The sequence below is a fragment of the Mesorhizobium sp. P2_B5 genome (assembly GCF_056404775.1).
The window spans coordinates 176,613-194,486 of record NZ_JBFUDJ010000005.1 but is presented as its reverse complement, the minus strand read 5'-3'; the positions used below and the strand labels follow the sequence as shown (position 1 = coordinate 194,486).

General features: G+C 63.7%; 18 protein-coding genes. 8 read left to right on the top strand and 10 right to left on the bottom strand.

What is annotated here, in order from left to right:
- Positions 1 to 22: 22 nt before the first annotated feature.
- Both AC1D1N_RS18850 and AC1D1N_RS18845 read right to left on the bottom strand, forming a co-directional pair.
- Positions 23 to 952 carry a haloalkane dehalogenase gene (locus tag AC1D1N_RS18850; RefSeq protein ID WP_477350321.1) on the bottom strand — a complete coding sequence of 310 codons (930 nt, stop codon included), beginning with the start codon at positions 950 to 952 and terminating at the stop codon, positions 23 to 25.
- On the bottom strand, positions 949 to 1,545 hold the full coding sequence (locus tag AC1D1N_RS18845) for a TetR/AcrR family transcriptional regulator (RefSeq protein ID WP_477350319.1): 597 nt from the start codon (positions 1,543 to 1,545) through the stop codon (positions 949 to 951). Before AC1D1N_RS18845 ends, AC1D1N_RS18850 begins: the two co-directional genes overlap by 4 nt.
- A gap of 112 nt (positions 1,546 to 1,657) precedes the next feature.
- Here AC1D1N_RS18845 and AC1D1N_RS18840 point away from each other — a divergent pair, with 112 nt between their 5' ends.
- Positions 1,658 to 2,725, top strand: coding sequence for an NAD(P)/FAD-dependent oxidoreductase (locus tag AC1D1N_RS18840; protein ID WP_477350317.1), 1,068 nt, complete (start codon positions 1,658 to 1,660; stop codon positions 2,723 to 2,725).
- Here AC1D1N_RS18840 and AC1D1N_RS18835 read toward each other — a convergent pair.
- The 3 genes from AC1D1N_RS18835 to AC1D1N_RS18825 form a co-directional block, all read right to left on the bottom strand.
- Complete coding sequence (locus AC1D1N_RS18835) at positions 2,719 to 4,092, bottom strand: amidase (RefSeq protein WP_477350315.1); 1,374 nt, start codon at positions 4,090 to 4,092, stop codon at positions 2,719 to 2,721. The two genes, AC1D1N_RS18840 and AC1D1N_RS18835, sit on opposite strands and share 7 nt — an antisense overlap.
- Before the next feature lie 135 nt (positions 4,093 to 4,227).
- The gene (locus AC1D1N_RS18830; RefSeq protein WP_477350313.1) at positions 4,228 to 5,022 is read right to left on the bottom strand and encodes a class II glutamine amidotransferase; all 795 of its coding nucleotides are present in this window, start codon (positions 5,020 to 5,022) and stop codon (positions 4,228 to 4,230) included.
- 15 nt (positions 5,023 to 5,037) lie between these two features.
- On the bottom strand, positions 5,038 to 5,292 hold the full coding sequence (locus tag AC1D1N_RS18825; RefSeq protein ID WP_112560713.1) for a DUF6356 family protein: 255 nt from the start codon (positions 5,290 to 5,292) through the stop codon (positions 5,038 to 5,040).
- Positions 5,293 to 5,407: 115 nt separating this feature from the next.
- On the opposite strand from AC1D1N_RS18825, the gene AC1D1N_RS18820 reads away from it, so the two are divergent.
- From AC1D1N_RS18820 to AC1D1N_RS18795, 6 genes are all read left to right on the top strand, one after another.
- Positions 5,408 to 5,878 (top strand): Lrp/AsnC family transcriptional regulator, encoded by a 471-nt coding sequence (locus AC1D1N_RS18820; protein WP_181056435.1) that lies wholly within the window; start codon positions 5,408 to 5,410, stop codon positions 5,876 to 5,878.
- A gap of 85 nt (positions 5,879 to 5,963) precedes the next feature.
- Positions 5,964 to 6,449: a dUTP diphosphatase gene (gene dut, locus AC1D1N_RS18815; protein WP_112560621.1), complete on the top strand. Its 486-nt coding sequence runs from the start codon at positions 5,964 to 5,966 to the stop codon at positions 6,447 to 6,449.
- A complete protein-coding gene (locus tag AC1D1N_RS18810) occupies positions 6,450 to 7,109 on the top strand; it encodes an HAD family hydrolase (RefSeq protein WP_477350311.1) in 660 nt (219 codons plus the stop codon).
- 74 nt (positions 7,110 to 7,183) lie between these two features.
- Complete coding sequence (locus AC1D1N_RS18805; RefSeq protein ID WP_477350309.1) at positions 7,184 to 8,038, top strand: hypothetical protein; 855 nt, start codon at positions 7,184 to 7,186, stop codon at positions 8,036 to 8,038.
- A gap of 78 nt (positions 8,039 to 8,116) precedes the next feature.
- Entirely contained in the window at positions 8,117 to 8,920 is an 804-nt protein-coding gene (locus AC1D1N_RS18800; protein ID WP_436257868.1) for an isocitrate lyase/PEP mutase family protein, read from the top strand.
- Positions 8,921 to 8,934: 14 nt separating this feature from the next.
- Positions 8,935 to 9,933 carry a proline racemase family protein gene (locus tag AC1D1N_RS18795; RefSeq protein ID WP_436257867.1) on the top strand — a complete coding sequence of 333 codons (999 nt, stop codon included), beginning with the start codon at positions 8,935 to 8,937 and terminating at the stop codon, positions 9,931 to 9,933.
- A 5-nt stretch (positions 9,934 to 9,938) separates the two neighbouring features.
- On the opposite strand, the gene AC1D1N_RS18790 is transcribed toward AC1D1N_RS18795, so the two are convergent.
- Complete coding sequence (locus AC1D1N_RS18790; protein ID WP_436257866.1) at positions 9,939 to 10,640, bottom strand: sulfate transporter family protein; 702 nt, start codon at positions 10,638 to 10,640, stop codon at positions 9,939 to 9,941.
- 97 nt (positions 10,641 to 10,737) lie between these two features.
- Positions 10,738 to 11,640, bottom strand: a complete 903-nt coding sequence (locus AC1D1N_RS18785; RefSeq protein ID WP_477350306.1) for a DMT family transporter — start codon at positions 11,638 to 11,640, stop codon at positions 10,738 to 10,740.
- Between the two features lie 307 nt (positions 11,641 to 11,947).
- On the opposite strand from AC1D1N_RS18785, the gene AC1D1N_RS18780 reads away from it, so the two are divergent.
- On the top strand, positions 11,948 to 12,940 hold the full coding sequence (locus AC1D1N_RS18780; protein WP_112560614.1) for an adenosine kinase: 993 nt from the start codon (positions 11,948 to 11,950) through the stop codon (positions 12,938 to 12,940).
- A gap of 96 nt (positions 12,941 to 13,036) precedes the next feature.
- On the opposite strand, the gene AC1D1N_RS18775 is transcribed toward AC1D1N_RS18780, so the two are convergent.
- The 3 genes from AC1D1N_RS18775 to AC1D1N_RS18765 all read right to left on the bottom strand — a co-directional run bounded on the left by AC1D1N_RS18775 (position 13,037) and on the right by AC1D1N_RS18765 (position 17,851).
- Entirely contained in the window at positions 13,037 to 14,116 is a 1,080-nt protein-coding gene (locus AC1D1N_RS18775) for a diguanylate cyclase domain-containing protein (RefSeq protein WP_477350304.1), read from the bottom strand.
- A gap of 207 nt (positions 14,117 to 14,323) precedes the next feature.
- Positions 14,324 to 16,603 carry an NADP-dependent malic enzyme gene (locus AC1D1N_RS18770; protein WP_477350302.1) on the bottom strand — a complete coding sequence of 760 codons (2,280 nt, stop codon included), beginning with the start codon at positions 16,601 to 16,603 and terminating at the stop codon, positions 14,324 to 14,326.
- Between the two features lie 153 nt (positions 16,604 to 16,756).
- Positions 16,757 to 17,851: a glycosyltransferase gene (locus tag AC1D1N_RS18765; RefSeq protein WP_477350300.1), complete on the bottom strand. Its 1,095-nt coding sequence runs from the start codon at positions 17,849 to 17,851 to the stop codon at positions 16,757 to 16,759.
- Positions 17,852 to 17,874: the final 23 nt, after the last annotated feature.

Here is a 17,874-nt window from a genome sequence, read left to right as displayed (position 1 = left end):
GCGCGGACGCCGCCGCATTGCTTCAGGCCAACTCGCTCATGCGGCTTGCTGCAACGACCTCCGGAAGCCAGCCGGCAATGGCGTGGCCAATCGCATCGGCGTGATCTTCCTGCAAATAGTGCGCGCCAGGCCCGAGATTGATGAACCGGCAGTTTTTCAGCCTGGCCGCGAATTCGCGTGCAGCCTGCGGCGCAATCAGCGCGCCGGGATCGCCAGCAAACAGGAGTTTCGGGTAAGTGGACAGCCGCAACGCGCGATGGTCGTGATCGCTGATGGCGGCAACGTCGGCGGGCTGGCCCTCGATCGGCAATTCCCTGGGTAAACGCAGCACGGGTTTGCGCGATTGCGGCGTCGGGAACGGCGCCCGGTAGGCAGCCATCTCCTCGTCGCTCATTGTGCGCAACACCGAGGCCGGCAGCACCTTTTCGACGAAGACATTGTCGTCCAGGACCAGTTTTTCGCCGACACCGGGCGTGCGCAGCGCCTTGAACAGCTCGCGGGCCTGCGGGCGCTGGTGAAAATCCTCCCAGCGCTCGAAAGGCCGGATGAACTCCATGAAGGCGAGGCCGAGAATGCGCTGCGGCCGCCGTGCCGCGAGATGGAAGGCCAGTGCCGTGCCCCAGTCCTGCGCGACAACCACCACATCCCTGATGTCGAGCGCCTCGAGGAAGGCGTCGAGATAGCGGACGTGATCGAAGAAGCGATAGTCGATATCGGGCTTGCCGGACTGACCGTAGCCGATCAGGTCGGGCGCGATGCAACGGCCAAAAGGCGCGATATGCGGGATAATGTTGCGCCAGATATGGGACGAGGTCGGGTTGCCGTGCAGGAACAGCACGGTCGGGCCGAATGCGCCGGCCTCGACATAGGACATGGTCGAATCGAGCACGGCGAGCTCCGACCGCTTCGATGCGGTGGCGCCGGTCGGTTGTTCGTCGGTCTTTGTGTTCATCTGGCCTGCTCCTTCGCAAATACCGTGCTGAAGATGATTTTCTTGAACCGGTCGAGCGGTGCGGGGCTGCGCTCGACCTTCATGCGCAGCATGGCGCCCTGCCAGGACGACAGCAGGAAATCGGCGAGATCGTCGGGGTCGAACGCTTTGGTGATGTCGCCGGCGGCCTGGCCTTCGGCGATGCAGGCAGCGAAGGGCTGGCGCCAGCGCTCGAAGATAGCGACCAGCCGCAGCCTGAGCGGCTCGCTGTGAACAGCCGTCTCCAGGCTGAGATTGCCGATCATGCAGCCGCGCGCCCAGTCATGTGCCTCAAGCTTCGAAGTGATGACATCGAGGTAGCGTCGCAGCCTGCCTGTGGGAGGCGTGCCATCCCGCGCCAAGGCCGCTTCGACCAGCCCGCTGACATAGGCGAAATACCACTCCAGCACCTCGCCGGCGAAGTGCTCCTTGGAGGCAAAATGGTTGGTGAAGGAGCCCGGGCGGGCATCGGCGGCTGCAACGATGTCACGCACGCCGGCTGCGGCATAGCCGGAATTCCAGATGGTCTGGAAGCCTGCATCGAGGAGTTTTTCGCGGAGTGATTGTCTAGCCATGGGGAAATAATACGTACGTACGTATTTATGTCAAGCACGCAAGTTTGCATTGGCAAAAGCCACCACAAAATGGCAGGTGGGAGAACTCATCGGCAACAGGACGGAGGATAGCGTGGCGAAGCAAATCGTCGTCATCGGCGCGGGCATTATCGGCGCTTCGATCGCCTGGCATCTGACAAAGGCGGGCGCACGGGTCACCGTCGTTTCCGAGAGCGGCGCCGGCGGTGTCGCCACGCCCAATTCCTTTGCCTGGATCAACGCGAGCTGGGGCAATCCCGAAATCTATTTCCGGCTGCGCAGCCGCGCGATGGCCGAGTGGAAGCGGCTGGCAAACGATCTGCCGGGACTACCGCTCGCCTGGTGCGGCGGACTGTGTTGGGACTTGCCGGTCGATCGGCTCGAAGCGTATGCGGCCGAACACGCTTCATGGAGCTACGGCATCGAACGCGTTGACGCTAAGCGGGCGGCGCAAATCGAGCCCAACCTCGTCGAGCCTCCCGAATTCGCTGTCTATGTCGCTGAGGAAGGCGTGGCCGAACCGGTTGCGGCGGCCAAGGCGCTGCTGGCCGATGCGGAACGGCACGGCGCGAAAATCACAACGGGAGCCGTTACTGCTCTGATGCATTTCGACGGCAGGGTCTTCGGCGTAGAGATTTCCGGCCAGCGGATTGCCGCCGACGAGGTGGTAATCGCGGCCGGCACCGGCGCCCCGGCCATTGCTGCCACCGCCGGCATCAAACTGCCGATCGAGACGCCGCCTGGTCTGATTGTGCACTCGCGGCCATACAAAAAGCTGCTCAACGGGCTGGTGCATGCCGAAAAGCTGCATATGCGCCAGACCGCCGAGGGTCGCATCATCGCCGGCTCGGATTTCGCGGGCGGCGATCCTGGCGACAACCCTGACGCCACGGCGAGCGAACTGTTTGCGGCAGCGAAGGCAGCCTTGCGCGGCGCTAACGGGCTGGAGCTTGATTTCCACACGGTCGGCTACCGGCCGACGCCGACCGATGGCTTTCCGATCGTCAGCCGCGCCGAGGGCATGGATGGCCTCTACGTCGCGGTCATGCATTCGGGCATCACGCTGGCGCCGGCGGTTGGACTTTTCGCCACACGCGAAATCCTCGATGGCGAGCGCGACCCGCTGCTGGCGCCCTACGGGCTGGAGCGTTTCGCTCAATAGCCCGGCGGCCGGCGAAAGCCACCGGTGAGCGGTTCGATTGCTCTGGCGATACCGAGCAGCCGCGCTTCCGACCAGCGCGCGCCGACCAGCTGCAGGCCAATGGGCAGGCCGTCGCGGTCCTGCCCGCAAGGCAGCGAAAGGGCCGGATGGCCTGAGTAATTGAAGACCGCGCCATAGGCCGGCAGCATCCAGTAGCTTTGCTCCTTGCCGTCGACCTTGATCGATGTGCCCGGTTCGCAATGCGGAAAGGCCGTGGTCATGGCGACCGGGCACAGCAAGGCATCGCAATTTTCGAAGAACCTGTCCCAGGCGAGGATGGACCTGTCACGGCGGGCGAGCGCCTCGAACCAGCGCGCGACCGGAGTCGGCTGTTCAGGCGGTTCGGGTTGCGCGCCCTCCAGCATCATGCCGATCAGCGCGCCGCCTTGCTCGAGATCGTCATGCAGGTCGAGCTTCGGCAGTTTTGCCTGCTCGACAGTCGAACCTGCCGCCTCAAGCTGCCTAGCCAGAATGTCGACGGAAACACTGATCTCGCCGGCCACCGGAAAGCCGGCAAAGGATGGCGCGACGGCGATGCGGAGCGACTTGAGATTGACCTCCAGCATGGCCTCGACCGGCACCGGCGCGAGGTCGGTGTCGGCTCCATCGGGGCCGGCGATGACTTTGTAGATCAGCGCCAGATCGTCCACCGAGCGGGCCAGCGGGCCGAGGCAGGACATAAGTCGCACGCTACGCGCGACACCGCCCGGATCGGGAAAGGCGCCGGCCAGCGACACACGGTGCTCGGTCGGCTTCAGACCATAGACGCCGCAGAAAGCGGCAGGCAGGCGGATCGAATCCTGCATGTCGGTGCCGACATCGAACGGCGTCATCCCGGTCGCCACCGCTGCCGCGGCACCACCGCTCGAGCCACCGGCGGTGCGGTCGAGGTTCCACGGATTGCTGGTGCGACCGAACAGCGGATTGTCCGACTGCCAGTCGCCCAACATAGTCGCGACATTGGTCTTGGCCGTTAGAATGCCGCCGGCAGCCTTCAATCGGGCAACGACCGGGCTGTCCGCTTTTGCCACATAGTCGGCGAATGGCGGAAAGCCGACGGTGGTCTTCATATCAGCCGTTTCGTGCATGTCCTTCAAGGTGAAGGGCACACCATGCAACGGACCGAGCGCGTCGCCGCGCGCCAATGCCGCGTCGGCCTCTTTTGCGCGCTCACGAGCCCCTTCACGGTCGAGATTTATGACCGCGTTGACAGCTTCGTTGTGCCGGTCGATCTGCGCCAAATGCGCGTCAAGCGCTTCGACGGCGGATATTTTTCGCGCAGCGATTGCGGCGGCAAGGTCGGTGGTCGAGGAGAAGACGAGGTCCATGACGAATGCTCCGGCTGCTGTCCCGCTATGACGGCTTGAAGCCAAGTTCAGCATTCGAGGATAGGTAGCGCTTGATCGGAATTGCGCTAGCCGGTTCGGTCGAGGGGGGCGCGAAGGAATGCGGCCTAGATTGGCTTAGACGACCAGCGCTAACCTTGCCGACGCCGGAACAAACGGCCGAATCGCCATGCCATCATCTGTAATGGTCACGAAACTCGCCGGCGGAATGGCCTGCCAGTCGCCGCCTTCGCGGTCGAAGGGTTCGGACACGATGCAACGGCCGCCATTGCGAACCGAAGTGTAGAGCGTCGGTGCGTGGGCGTCGCTGGCGTAGCGCACGGCATAAAGCGCATGCCCATCGGAAAAGGCGGCGGTGAGCTTCAAGGCCAGCTCCAGACCCGCGCGGCGTGAAGCCTCGATGACGCGGGCGGTGGCGCGCGACACGGCACCTTGCGGGTCACTGGTGAGATCCTCGTCGATCATCAGCAGGAAAAACAGTTCGGAATCGGTGGTGCCTTCGCGCTGGTCGAAGACGGCATCGGAGAGCGAATTCTCCAGTGCGCGGCGGATTTTCTCGAAGCCGCCGATCTGGCCGTTGTGCATGAACGACCAGTTGCCGGAGATGAAGGGATGGCAGTTCATGCGGCTGGTGGCGCCGCCGGTCGATGCCCTGACATGGGCGAGAAACAGGCCGGATTTGATCTGCCGGCACAGGCTTTTCAGATTGGGGTCCGACCAGGCCGGCAGGATGTCGCGGTAGAGGCCGGGTTCGGGCCGATCGCCATACCAGGCGAGACCGAAACCATCGCCGTTGGTCGGCGACTTGGCTTCCTGGGCGCAATGGCTCTGCGCGATCAGCGAGTGACAGGGCGCGGTGACGATGTCTTCGAGGAAGACTGCTTCACCAAGATAGGCCGCCCAACGGCACATCGCTTTGACCGTTCCTTAGGCGCGATCCAAGAGAGCCTGGGGCTCTTTGACCGCGTGTGAGCCTCTGTTGTGCGTCCGCTCATAGAGTTCGCGAACGATTCGGCTTGCCGTAGTCTCGAAGAGAAATGGCAAGAAAGCGTGAACAAGCGCGGCTCCGGCAGCCATCAGGAGGCGCGAGGAGAACCAGGCGGCAAAAGCCATGTGGCTGAAATAGGTTTCGCCGACCTTGGCCGGGTGCGAGGTGAAAAGCTTCGAAAACAGCGTCGTCATGGTGATCCCTCCAGCCGGGATAAGCCCCGATGCTGGGTATCTTGCCACAGGAGAAAGGTTCATCGGTCTCAATTTGTCCTTGCCTAACGCTGTAGTTCGGGACATTCATCCCAACATGGCGCTTGAATTCGATGAAATAGACCGAAGATTGCTGGCTGAGCTGCAACGCGACGGCACGCTGTCGGTCGACCAGCTCTCCGAAAAAGTGTCGCTGTCGCGCAATGCCTGCTGGCGCCGCGTCAAGCGGCTGGAGGAGGACGGCGTCATCACCGGCCGGGTGGCGCTGGTCGATGCCGACAAGCTCGGGCTCGGGCTTTCGGTGTTCATCCTGATCCGCACCTCCAACCACGATCCGGACTGGCTGCAGAAATTCCGGGCGGCGGTGACCGGCTTTCCCGAAATCACCGGGGTCTACCGTATGTCCGGCGATCTCGACTATGTGCTGCGCGCCCGCGTCGCCGATGTGAAGGCCTATGACCGGCTCTACCAGCGGCTGATCGCCAAGGTGGCGCTTTCAGACGTCTCCGCCTCCTTCGTGATGGAAGAGATCAAGGAGACGACGGTCGTGCCCGTGGAACTGCGCTAGGTCATCGTGACGCCGCAAAGAAAGCCGTTGATAGCGTGGCGGGCGAGTTGACCGAATCGCGGTTCGCGCCGATAGGATCGATTTTATGCGCGCAGCCCTCCACACCTCCTCCGTCATTGGTCCCACTGTCGGCTTCGTTCGGTTGCCGCATGGTGAAGGACTTCCCCTCCCTGCCTATGAAAGCACCGGTGCCGCCGGCATGGATTTGCGCGCCGCGGTCCCGGATGACCGGCCGCTGCTGATCCTGCCGGGCAAGCGCGCCTTGGTGCCAACCGGGCTGATCCTGGAGATACCCGAGGGGATGGAAGGCCAGGTGCGGCCGCGTTCCGGCCTTGCCTTCAAGCACGGGCTGACCGTCCTCAATTCACCGGGCACGGTCGACAGCGATTATCGCGGCGAGGTCAAGGTGCTGTTGGTCAACCTTGGCGACGAGGATTTCGCTGTGACGCGCGGCATGCGCATTGCCCAGATCGTGTTTGCCACGGTGACACAGGCGACGGTCGAGGAGCGCAGCCTGGCCGGCGGCACAGCGCGCGGCGCGGGCGGATTCGGATCGACCGGCACCGCCTGAATGAGCATACCAAAACTGGTCATCTTCGACTGCGACGGGATACTCGTCGACACCGAGAACCTTGCGAACCGGCGGCTTGCCGAGTGGCTGAGCGAGGCCGGCTTCACCACCACATTCGAATATTGCCGCAAATATTTTTCCGGCCGCAGCATGGCTTCGGTCCAGAAGGAAATCGAAGAGACGACCGAAGTCAGGCTTGGCGCCGATTTCGTCGATCGCTGGAACGCCGGTCTGCCGGATCTGTTCTCCCACGGCGTCGAGGCGATCCCTTATATCAGCGACTTCATCGAAGTGGTGCGCACGGCCGGCATCGCCTACTGCGTCGCCACGTCGGCACGCATCTCGAAGATGCACATCACGCTCGGCCAGACCGGACTGCTGCCGCTGTTCGAGCATGCGATGTTTTCTTCGACCATGGTCAGCCGCGGCAAGCCGTTCCCGGACCTGTTCCTGCATGCGGCCAAGACCATGGGTTTTGCGCCGGCCGACTGCATCGTCATCGAGGACAGCGTCGCCGGGACACAGGCCGGCGTTGCCGCCGGCATGCGCGTCTATTCCTATCATGGCGATCCCTATTCCGACCGCGATGGCCTGGCCGACGCCGGCGGCTTCCTGTTCGATGACATGCGCGCACTGGCGGGGCTGGTGCCGATCCACTGATGCGGGCAGCTTGCCAGGCTGGACGCTTTGGGAGGCTGTGCTACGGTTTGCGCGCCCGACACCCTGAGGCGCCCATGCCAACCAACCTGCTTCGCTTCATCCTCGCCCTAGTGTTGCTGCCATGGCTGTGGACGGCAGCGGGCGCGCAGGCCGTAAGCTTCCCGGAGTTCCGCAGCGCCGTCCCCGGCCATACGGATGTGACCTATCTTGATCTCGCCAGGATGGTCATCCCCGACCTCGCGGCGGACAGTAACGGCTTTTACCGGGGCGGATTGCCGATCGACATGCGCCACATCGAGGGCCCGGATAGCGGCGGCTCGCCACCCGAGACGTCAGGCCTCTCCAACGCCGGCGTGCTTGCGGTCAAAGCCGGCGGCAAGGACCGGCTGGTGATGCTCTATGACCTCGGCGACTCTCCCGACAGCGCCGAAGGCTATGCCGTGCTCGCGCTCTACGACGTCACCGGAAAGCCGAAACTGCTCGACGCGGTCAATGTCGCCGTCGACCGCAGCACCTACTTTCGCGATCCGGGCAAGCTTTCCGTCGATGCAAACGATGACGTCCTCACCACCATGAGCACGCATTTCAATTCGAGCCAGGGCTATGTGATCACGCCGCTGATCATGGTGCAGGACGACGAGTTCGAACTGATCGACATGATCTATACGTTCGACGAAAACCTCTGTGCCTACAGACGCACGCAAGATGTAGCGTTCCAAACCATCGCTGACGGGCAGCCTTATGCCGCGATCAAGGTGACGGTGAGCGACACCACGACGCCCAGCGAAGAAAGCTGTGATGGGCAGCCGCCCGAGCCTGAATCTCACGCGATTTCCGTCACCTATCACTGGGACAAGAAGACGTCGCACTACGTTAAGGATTCCGACGCGCTGGACAAATTGGCAGGAGAGAACGCCAGACGCTTCTGAGCCAACCGCATTCGTTTGCCCGGCGCAAATCGGCACGATAGAATCTAGCTGACATCTCCGCATCTGAAGGGAAGCACCATGGACAAGGGCAAGATCTTTCGCGACCTGCACGCCTCGACCTTCGTGATGCCCAATCCCTGGGACGTCGGCACGACCAAGCTTCTGGCGTCCTTCGGCTTCAAGGCGCTGGCGACGACCAGCGCTGGCTTTGCCTTTTCGCGTGGCCTGCCCGACGGCGCGGTGACATTCGAGGCGATGATCCACCATTGCCGCGAGCTGACGGCGGCAACCAGCTTGCCTGTCTCGGCCGATCTCGAGAAAGGCAAGGGCGACAGCGCAACCAGTGCCGCCGAGACCATTTTCGCCGCTGAGGCCGCCGGCCTCGCCGGCTGCTCGATCGAGGACCATACGGGCGATCCGGACAAGCCGATCTATGAGTTTTCGCACGCCGTCGAGCGCGTCTCCGCGGCAGCGGAGGCGGCGCGCGCACTCAGGCACGATTTCGTCTTCACCGCCCGGGCCGAGAATTTCCTGTGGGACAAGCCGGACCTCGACGACACGATCAAGCGGTTGCAGGCCTTCGAGAAGGCCGGCGCCGATGTGCTCTATGCGCCTGGCCTCAGTGATGTCGAAACGATCCGGAAAGTCTGCTCGGCGGTGAGCCGGCCGGTCAATGTCATGGCACTGCCTGGTTTCACCATCGCCGACCTCGCCATGGCCGGGGTCAAGCGCATCTCGCTTGGGCCGTGGCTGACCAATTTCGCCTTCGGCATGCTGGAAACAGCGGCGCGCGAGATCCAGCAGGACGGCACGTTCGGCTTCACCCGCGCCGCCATGCCGTTCAGCAAGCTGCAGGCGCTGTTTGCCGAGTCCTCAGGCTAAGAAGGGCCTGGCGCATGACGCTCACCGTCGTCGACATGCACACCGGCGGCGAGCCGCTCAGGATCATCACCAGCGGCTATCCCGACATCCCCAAGGGCACGATCCTGGAGAAGCGCGCCTATGTGCGCGACCATCTCGACCATTTGCGCAAACTGCTGATCTTCGAGCCGCGCGGCCATTACGACATGTATGGCGCGCTGCTGGTGGAACCCTATTTGCCCGGCGCCGACCTCGCCGTGCTGTTCATGCACAATGAGGGCTATTCGACAATGTGCGGCCACGCCATCATCGCGCTCGGCCGCTATGCTGTCGACCAAGGCCTGGTGGCGAAACAGGAGCCAATCACGACCGTCAACATCGAGGCGCCATGCGGCCTGGTCCTGGCTTCGGTGGAAGTCAGGGACGGCAAGGCCGGCGCCGTGTCGTTTGAGAGCGTGCCGGCCTTCCTGTTTGCCCGCGACCAGAAAATCGACTTGGCAGGATACGGCAAGATTATCTTCGACATCGCCTATGGCGGCGCCTTCTATGCGCTGGCCGATTGCCATCAGTTCGGGCTGGAATTCGGCCGCAGCCGGGTGCGCGATTTCGTCGATGCGGCGACCGCGCTGACGGAGCGGCTGAAGGCGGAGTTCCCTCTATCGCATCCCGATCATCCCGATCTCGCTTTCCTTTACGGCACCATCCTGACCGATGGGGGCGATGCGTTTTCCGGCGAGGCGACGAAAAATGTCTGCGTCTTTGCCGATGCCGAGGTCGACCGTTCGCCGACCGGCTCCGGCGTCACCGCAAGGCTGGCGTCAATGCATGCCAAGGGCGCGATTGAGATTGGCCGGGAGCGGACCTTCGAAAGCATCGCCGGCTCGCGCTTCTCCGGCGCGGTGGCGCGCACGACCAAGGCCGGTCCGCATGACGCCATCATCGCCCGTGTCGGCGGCCGCGCCCATTATTCGGGGCGAGCCGAGTTCACTGTCGAGCCGGATGACGAATTGGGGCGCGGTTTTCTTCTGCGTTGAAAGGGCTATCGCCTGGCGCTCTCCCGCACGCCGATCGCCTTGTGCAGGTGTACCATCATGGCGGCGGCGAAGAGCGGCGTCAAAAGGTTGAGCAGCGGCACGGCGAGGAAGGCAGCGATGAGCAGTCCGGCCAGAAACACCGTGCCGGCATATTTCCTGCGCAACGCCCTCGCCTCGTCTTCCGGGCGAAAGCGCATGGCGGCGAATTCGAAGAATTCGCGGCCTAGCAGGTAGCCGTTGACGATGAAGAAGGCAGCGATGTTGATGCCCGGCACCAGCAGAAGCAGCAGGGCGACGATGTTGCCCAGGATGACGACGCCGAGGAACTTCACCGACAGCACCAGCGAGCGCAGCGCCGGCATGGCCCTGCCTGCCGGGTCGCCAGGAAAGTCGGTGCGCTCGACCACTTCGGCGATGTCGTCGAGAAACAGGCCGGCTACGATTGCCGTCACCGGCGCGATCAGCAACGCCATCCCGAAGGCAAGCGCGATGGCCGCGATGATGCCGCTCAGCCATCCGGCCCAGGACGGCAGGCCGGGCAACAGCGAGTGAACCCACGGCAGGGCCAGCCAATCGACAAGCCCGGTGAGAGCAAACCACACGGCCACGAGCGCCAGCACGGTCAGTCCAAGCGTCTTCAGGAAAACCGCGCGGAATTCGGGAGAGAACAGGCGGCTGAAGGCGGCGCGGGCAGCGTTGGAGATCACGGCATTTCCACCCCCGGGAACAAACTGATATCTCCGACATAGGCGGAGACCCGGTCAGTCGCAAGTCTGCTGAAGCGGACGCAATTCCGACCAGAAACTAGCGCGCCAGCGCCGGCGAACGGGCCGGGATGGTCATCGCCGCAACGCCGGCGACGACGCAACCCATGCCCCAGAACGCCGTCGGCTCCAGGCTTTCGCCGAGGAACACGACACCGATACCGACGCCGATCGGCACGCGCAGATAGGCTTGCGACGTGGTGCCGACCGAGCCCAGCGTGTGGATGAGGCGGAAGAAGATGCAGAAGGCCAGCGCCGTCGAGAACACCGACAAGGCCAGCAAGGCCAGGATCGACGCCATTGACGGCGACAGCGTCCAGGGGTGATCGACCACCAGGCTCAAGGGTACGAGGATGATCGCGCCGCACAGCATCGAACCGGCGGCCGGCAGCATCGGGTCGAGTCCCCTGAAGCCGCGGCCGAAAATGGCGGCACCGGCATAGCAGACGGTCGCCGCGACAACCGCAAGCTGAGCCCACAACTGATGGCCGAGCCCGCCAAGCGCCTGGGTGCCGACGATCAGGCAAATGCCGGCTATGCCCGCTCCGACACCGAACAGCTTGCGTGCGGTGACCTGCTCGTGGCGGGTGATGAGCGCGGTCAGCAAGAAGGTGAAGATCGGCGACGTCGCGTTGAGAATGGTGGCAAGGCCGGCATCAATGGAGCGCTCGGCGGCGGCGATCAGCGTGAACGGCACGACGCTGTTGAGGCAGGCCTGGACCATGAAACGCCACCAGGTCGCACCGTCCTTCGGCATGGCGAGGCCGCGCCAGCGGATTAGCGCGAGCAGGATGCCGCCGGCGATCAAGGTTCTGGCAGCGATGAAGGTGATCGGCGGGATCGTCTCGACACCGATCTTGATGAACGTATAGGACGCGCCCCACAGAGCGGCCAGCGCGCCAAGCAGCGCCAGTTCGGTGGTCATGTCGGTCTTTGCTTGCATGTCTGTGAGCGCCTTCAGCAGCTGTGATCGAAGTCCCTCTAATCCGCTGAGGGGAGGAAATGCTTCGATGACGACACAACTGTAGCCGCACATCACGGCAGTGCGCATGGTCCAGTTCGATTTGACGGCTAGGCAAAACCCTTCCAAATCGAGAGCCTGATCCGTCCCGATTACATCGGGACGGGGCTCTATTTTTGTTTGACCATGATCTTGTCCGAAAACCGGGTTCCACTTTTCGGGATCATGGTCTAGACCCGCGCCCGGCCGGCGTGGCAGAAAGCCGGCAGATTCCAAGGCGGAGACATTGATGCCGGATTATGACGTGCTTTGCATCGGCAATGCCATTGTCGACATCATCGCCCAGTGCGACGACGCTTTTCTCGAAACCAACGGCATCATCAAGGGTGCGATGAACCTCATCGACACCAGGCGCGCCGAGCTGCTCTACAGCCGCATGGGCCCGGCGATCGAGGCCTCCGGCGGCAGCGCCGGCAACACGGCGGCGGGCGTCGCCAGTTTCGGCGGCCGCGCCGCCTTCTTCGGCAAGGTGTCGAACGATCCGCTCGGCGAAATCTATGCCCATGACATCCATGCCCAGGGCGTTGCCTTCGACACCAAGCCGCTCGAAGGCCAGCCGCCGACGGCGCGCTCGATGATCTTCGTCACCCCCGACGGCGAGCGTTCGATGAACACCTATCTCGGCGCCTGCGTCGAACTCGGGCCGGAAGACGTCGAGGCCGACAAGGCATCCGGCGCCAAGGTGACCTATTTCGAGGGCTATCTGTGGGATCCGCCGCGCGCCAAGGAGGCGATCCGGCAGACGGCGAGGCTCGCACACGAGGCCGGACGCGAAGTGTCTATGACGTTGTCGGATTCGTTCTGCGTCGACCGCTACCGGGACGAGTTCCTCGAGCTGATGCGCTCGGGCACCGTCGACATCGTCTTTGCCAACAGCCACGAGATCAAATCGCTCTACCAGACCAAATCCTTCGACGAGGCGCTGGCGGCCATCCGCAAGGACTGCAAGATTGCCGCCGTCACCCGCTCCGAAAAAGGCTCGGTGATCGTGCGCGGCGAGGAGACCGTCACCATCCAGGCGACGACCATCCGCGAACTGGTCGACACCACGGGCGCCGGCGACCTCTATGCCGCCGGCTTCCTTTATGGCTATACGGCCGGGCGCAGCCTGAAGGATTGCGGCGATCTCGGCTCGCTCGCTGCCGGGCTGGTGATCCAGCAGCTCGGGCCGCGGCCGCGGCAGAACTTGCGCAGCGCGGCCCAACTGGCCGGGCTGCTTTAGGGGCGTCTTTCCTTCTCCCTTTGCGGGAGAAGGTGGATCGGCGCAGCGCCCAGCCGGATGAGGGGTGCCGCCGGATCGGGCTGTCCGGCGCTGCGCTCAGGCGGTGCGGCGAAGGTCGTCGGACGTAGGCCCGGGTTCCAGCGCGTCGGTGGTGACCAGCCGGTCGCGACCGTTTTTCTTGCCGATGTACATGAGCCGGTCGGCGAGCGCGACCAGCGTGTCCGGATCGGCAGCCTCCGTCGGATAGATCGCAACGCCGACAGTGCAGCCGACATGGATGTCGCCACCCGGAGCGGGAACCTTGATGCGCAGCCGCTCAAGCACGCGCTCCGCCACGCGCACGGCCTTCTCCCTGGCCTGCTCCGCGTTCCCCGAAAACAGGAAGGCGAACTCGTCGCCGCCAAGGCGCGCAACGAAATCAGCGCTGCGCAGGGTGGCGCGAAGCTTGTCCGCCACGCGCTGCAGCAACGCATCGCCGGCCTCGTGGCCGAGCGTGTCGTTGACCTCCTTGAAGCGGTCGAGGTCGATGAACAGAAGGCCCGCCGCGTCGCCGGAGCCGGAGCAACGATCGATCACCGATTTCAACTCGTTGTGGAAGGCGCGGCGGTTGGGCAGGTCGGTCAACGCGTCGTGGTTGGCCGAATGGTCGCTCTGCTGTTTGGCGAGCTCGATCTCGCGCTTTTGCGCGGAGAGCTCCTCATTGGCGGCCTTCAGCTCCAAAAGCAGTTCGGCGTTGAGATCCTCGACGACCTTCCGGTCGCTAATGTCGACGACGAAGCCTTCCAGGAATTCCAGTTCGCCGGCCTCGTCCCAGACGCCGCCGCCGATCTCGCGGACCCAGAGCGGCTCGCCGACCTGCGGCACGATGCGGTAGTCGACGTTCCAGTTGCAGCGCGCCTCGAGCGCGGTGTCGACGGCGGCATAGACGGCGGCAAGATCATCCGGATGGATGGCCGAGACGTAGTCGCGCACCGCGTTGTGGATGAAATCGCTCGGCCGATAACCGCTGACGGTGAAAATGCCGTCGCTGATATAGAGCATGGTGTAGGACGGATCGTTGCGGCAACGGTAGAGATAACCGTCCATGCGGCCGGTGATGCTGAGCAGCGCGTCCAGCCGCTCGTCGTGGTAGACCCCCTGGCCAACCGCGGATGCAGAAACCCCGTCATGCTTCATGGCCGCACCCCCGTTAGCGGTCTGAGCGCGCCGTAGATGCCGTGGCGGCAAGTCGGCGAGAGGGGTTCTATATCAGCTGAATATTATCAATCTCTTATGGGGCGGCGCGAATAGGCCATCGGTGCAAGCGTTCGGCGATACGAGCCGCTGCCAACGCCAGCGACTCTGCCCAAGCAAGAAAAAGACCGCCGCGGCGCGGACCGCTCGTCAAGTCCCCGCCGTATACGCGGCAATCGCCGCCATGTTGACAATGTCACTGTCCTTGGCGTTCAGCGAGACGATCTGCACCGGTTTGTTCAAGCCGACCAGTAGCGGGCCGATGACGGTGGAGCCGCCGAGCTCCTGCAGCATCTTGGTCGAGATCGAGGCCGAGTGGAACGCCGGCATGATCAGCACGTTGGCCGGGCCGGTCAGCCGGATGAACGGATATTGCGCCATGGCGCGGGCGTTGAGCGCGACGTCGGCGGCCATCTCGCCATCATATTCGAAATCGACGCGGCGCTTGTCGAGGATGCGCACCGCTTCCTGCACCCGCTCGGAGCGCTCGCCCTGCGGGTGGCCGAAGGTCGAATAGGCCAGCATGGCGAGCCGCGGTTCGTAACCCATGCGGCGGGCAAAGCCTGCCGCTTCCTCGGCGATGTCGGCGATCTGCTCGGCATTGGGCATGTCGTGCACGGCGGTGTCGGCGACGAGCACGGTCTTGCCCCGCGCCAGCACGATCGACACGCCGATGACGCGATGGCCCGGCTTGGCGTCGATGATGCGGCGGATGTCATCGAGCGCGGTCGAATAATTGCGGGTCACCCCGGTGACGATGCCGTCGGCATCGCCCAGCGCCACCATGCAGGCGGCAAAGTGGTTACGATCGTTGTTGATCAGGCGCTGGCAGTCGCGAAACAGGAAGCCTTTGCGCTGCATGCGCTCATAGAGAAAGTCGGTGTAGATGCCGTTGCGGCGCGACAGCCGGGCATTGATGATCTCGATGCCTTGCTTGTTCAAGTCGATGCCGGCGTGCCTGGCATTCTCCTTGATGACATCGTCGCGGCCGAGCAGGATTGCCGTGCCGAGCTTCTGATTCACATAGGAGACGGCGGCTCGCATCACCTGTTCCTCCTCGCCCTCGGCAAAGACGATGCGCTTGGGTTGGCGCCGGACGCGATCGTAGATGCGCTGCAAGGTGGAGGCGATCGGGTCGCGGCGGGCCGAAAGCTCCTGCGCATAGCGGTCGAGGTCGAGGATCGGCTTGCGGGCGACGCCTGACTCCATCGCCGCCTTGGCCACGGCGAGCGGAATGGCCGAGATCAGGCGCGGATCGAACGGCACCGGGATGATGTAGTTGGGGCCGAATTTCGGCCGGTTGCCCTGATAGGCGGCGGCGACATCGTCGGGCACGTCCTTGCGCGCCAACTCGGCCAGTGCGCGGGCGGCGGCGATCTTCATGTCGTCATTGATGGTGGTGGCCCTGACATCCAGCGCACCGCGGAAGATGTAAGGGAAACCCAGCACATTGTTGACCTGGTTTGGATAATCAGAACGCCCGGTGGCCATGATGGCGTCGGTGCGGATCTCGGCCACTTCCTCCGGCGTGATTTCCGGGTCGGGATTGGCCATGGCGAAGATGATCGGGTTCTTGGCCATCGACTGCACCATCTTGGTGGTCAATGCGCCCTTGGCCGACAGGCCGAGGAAAACATCGGCGCCATCAAGCGCTTCGGCCAGGCTGCGCGCCTCGGTCTTCACCGCATGCGCCGACTTCCACTGGTTCATGCCCTCGGTGCGGCCCTGGAAGACCACGCCTTTGGTGTCGCACAGAATGATGTTTTCCGGCGCAAAGCCCATCGCCTTCATCAGCTCGATGCAGGCGATGCCGGCGGCACCCGCGCCATTGCAGACCATTTTCGTGGTCTTCATGTCGCGGCCGGTGATCTCCAGCGCGTTGATCAGTCCGGCGGCGGAGATGATGGCGGTGCCGTGCTGGTCGTCGTGGAAGACCGGGATGTCCATCAGTTCGCGCAGCCGCTGCTCGATGATGAAGCATTCCGGCGCCTTGATGTCCTCGAGGTTGATGCCGCCGAAGGACGGTCCGAGGAAACGCACGCAATTGATGAATTCGTCGGCATCCTCGGTGTCGACCTCGAGATCGATGGAATCGACATCGGCGAAGCGCTTGAACAGCACCGCCTTRCCCTCCATGACCGGCTTGGAGGCCAATGCGCCGAGATTGCCGAGGCCGAGAATGGCGGTGCCGTTGGAGATGACGGCGACCATGTTGCCGCGCGTCGTGTAATCGAAGGCGCGGCTGGGGTCCTCGGCGATGGCCAGGACCGGAACCGCGACGCCAGGCGAATAGGCGAGGCTCAAATCGCGCTGCGTGGCCATCGGCTTGGTGGCGACGACCTCCAGCTTGCCGGGGCGGCCCATGGCGTGGAATTCCAGCGCCTCCTGGGCGCTGACGGACGGGCCGCTGTTTTCGGTTTTCTTGGCCATGATGCTTTTGATTTCCTCGCCGGTGCCGGACCCTTGAGACGGGTGCGTGTTTTTGAACTTCCGGATTAAGGCTACACGCCACCCCTGTAAACCGCCAAGCGCGGCGAAGCTGCTTCAACGCGCACCAGATCGCTCGATGCCGATGCCGCGTTTCTACAGCGCTGCGATCTCTCGGGCATGCTGGCGCACCGTCGCCCACCGACGCAGCGTTCTGGTCCCGGGGAAGGGCCATTCGGAAAGCGGCGGCTCCGTGCTTCCCATGCGTTCGCGCAACGCCGACAGGAAAGCCATGAGTTCCCGCCGCTGAGGCCACACCTTCGCCATTGTGCGTGCACGGATCTCTTCGCGGGGAATGCCGCGGTCACGCAATTCTTCGACCGCGCGCCGGATCGCCGCCGGCTCAGGCTCGGCGATGATGCAAGAGTCTGGGTCGAAATAGACATCGCGGCCGCCAAGGCTTGGCGTGCTCACCACCGGCAGTCCGGCCATCATATACTCCATGCTGGAACACATCGCCCCTTCCGCCGCCGACAGGCACAGCCCAACCGCGGCCTGGTTGTAGGCGCGATTGACCTGCTGCGGCGTCAGCCGGTCGGTCAGGCCATCGACGATCGGGTTGGCAATATGATGCAGAGGCGACTGAGCCTGCAGGCGTCGAATGAAGGCGCGATCGCCGGAGGCGGGCAATTCGCCGATCGATACAGTGATATGGAGCAATCTCTCGACGTCGAAGGCGAGATAATGACGCTTGGTGTACGAGATGCGGGCATTGTAGACGGCGTCGAATTCGACCGGAACCTCAGGCAAAGGTCGGAAAATGTCCTCCGAGACCATCAGATTGTGATTGGAAAAGATCGCCGTGCCTCCGACCGCGATGACACGTCGGCGTTCCTCCTCGGTGTTGCACAGAAAAATCAGCTCATGCAGCGGGAAGCGCTGGCGATACCAAGCGAGATCTCCGCCTATTTGTTCAACGATATGCGGTCGTTCGAGTGTCCAACTCGGCATCATGAGGAACGCGGCCCGCCGCGAGGCCAGCCGCCGGCCGATGGCGGCGATGGTTGCGAGCGGCCGCTGTCCGCCGATCGGTGTGTAGATGATCAGTGGATCGTGGCTGACCAGATGAATGGCCACCTGCATGTCGCCATCGAGATCGGACAGAGGGCCGCTTCGCGGAAGCAGAAAAGGCAAGCGCTTGCGTGCCGAACGCTTGAGGCGGTCAAGCGCCCGGCCGGCATGCTGCCTCATGCGATCGGTCGGCGAGCCGGTCG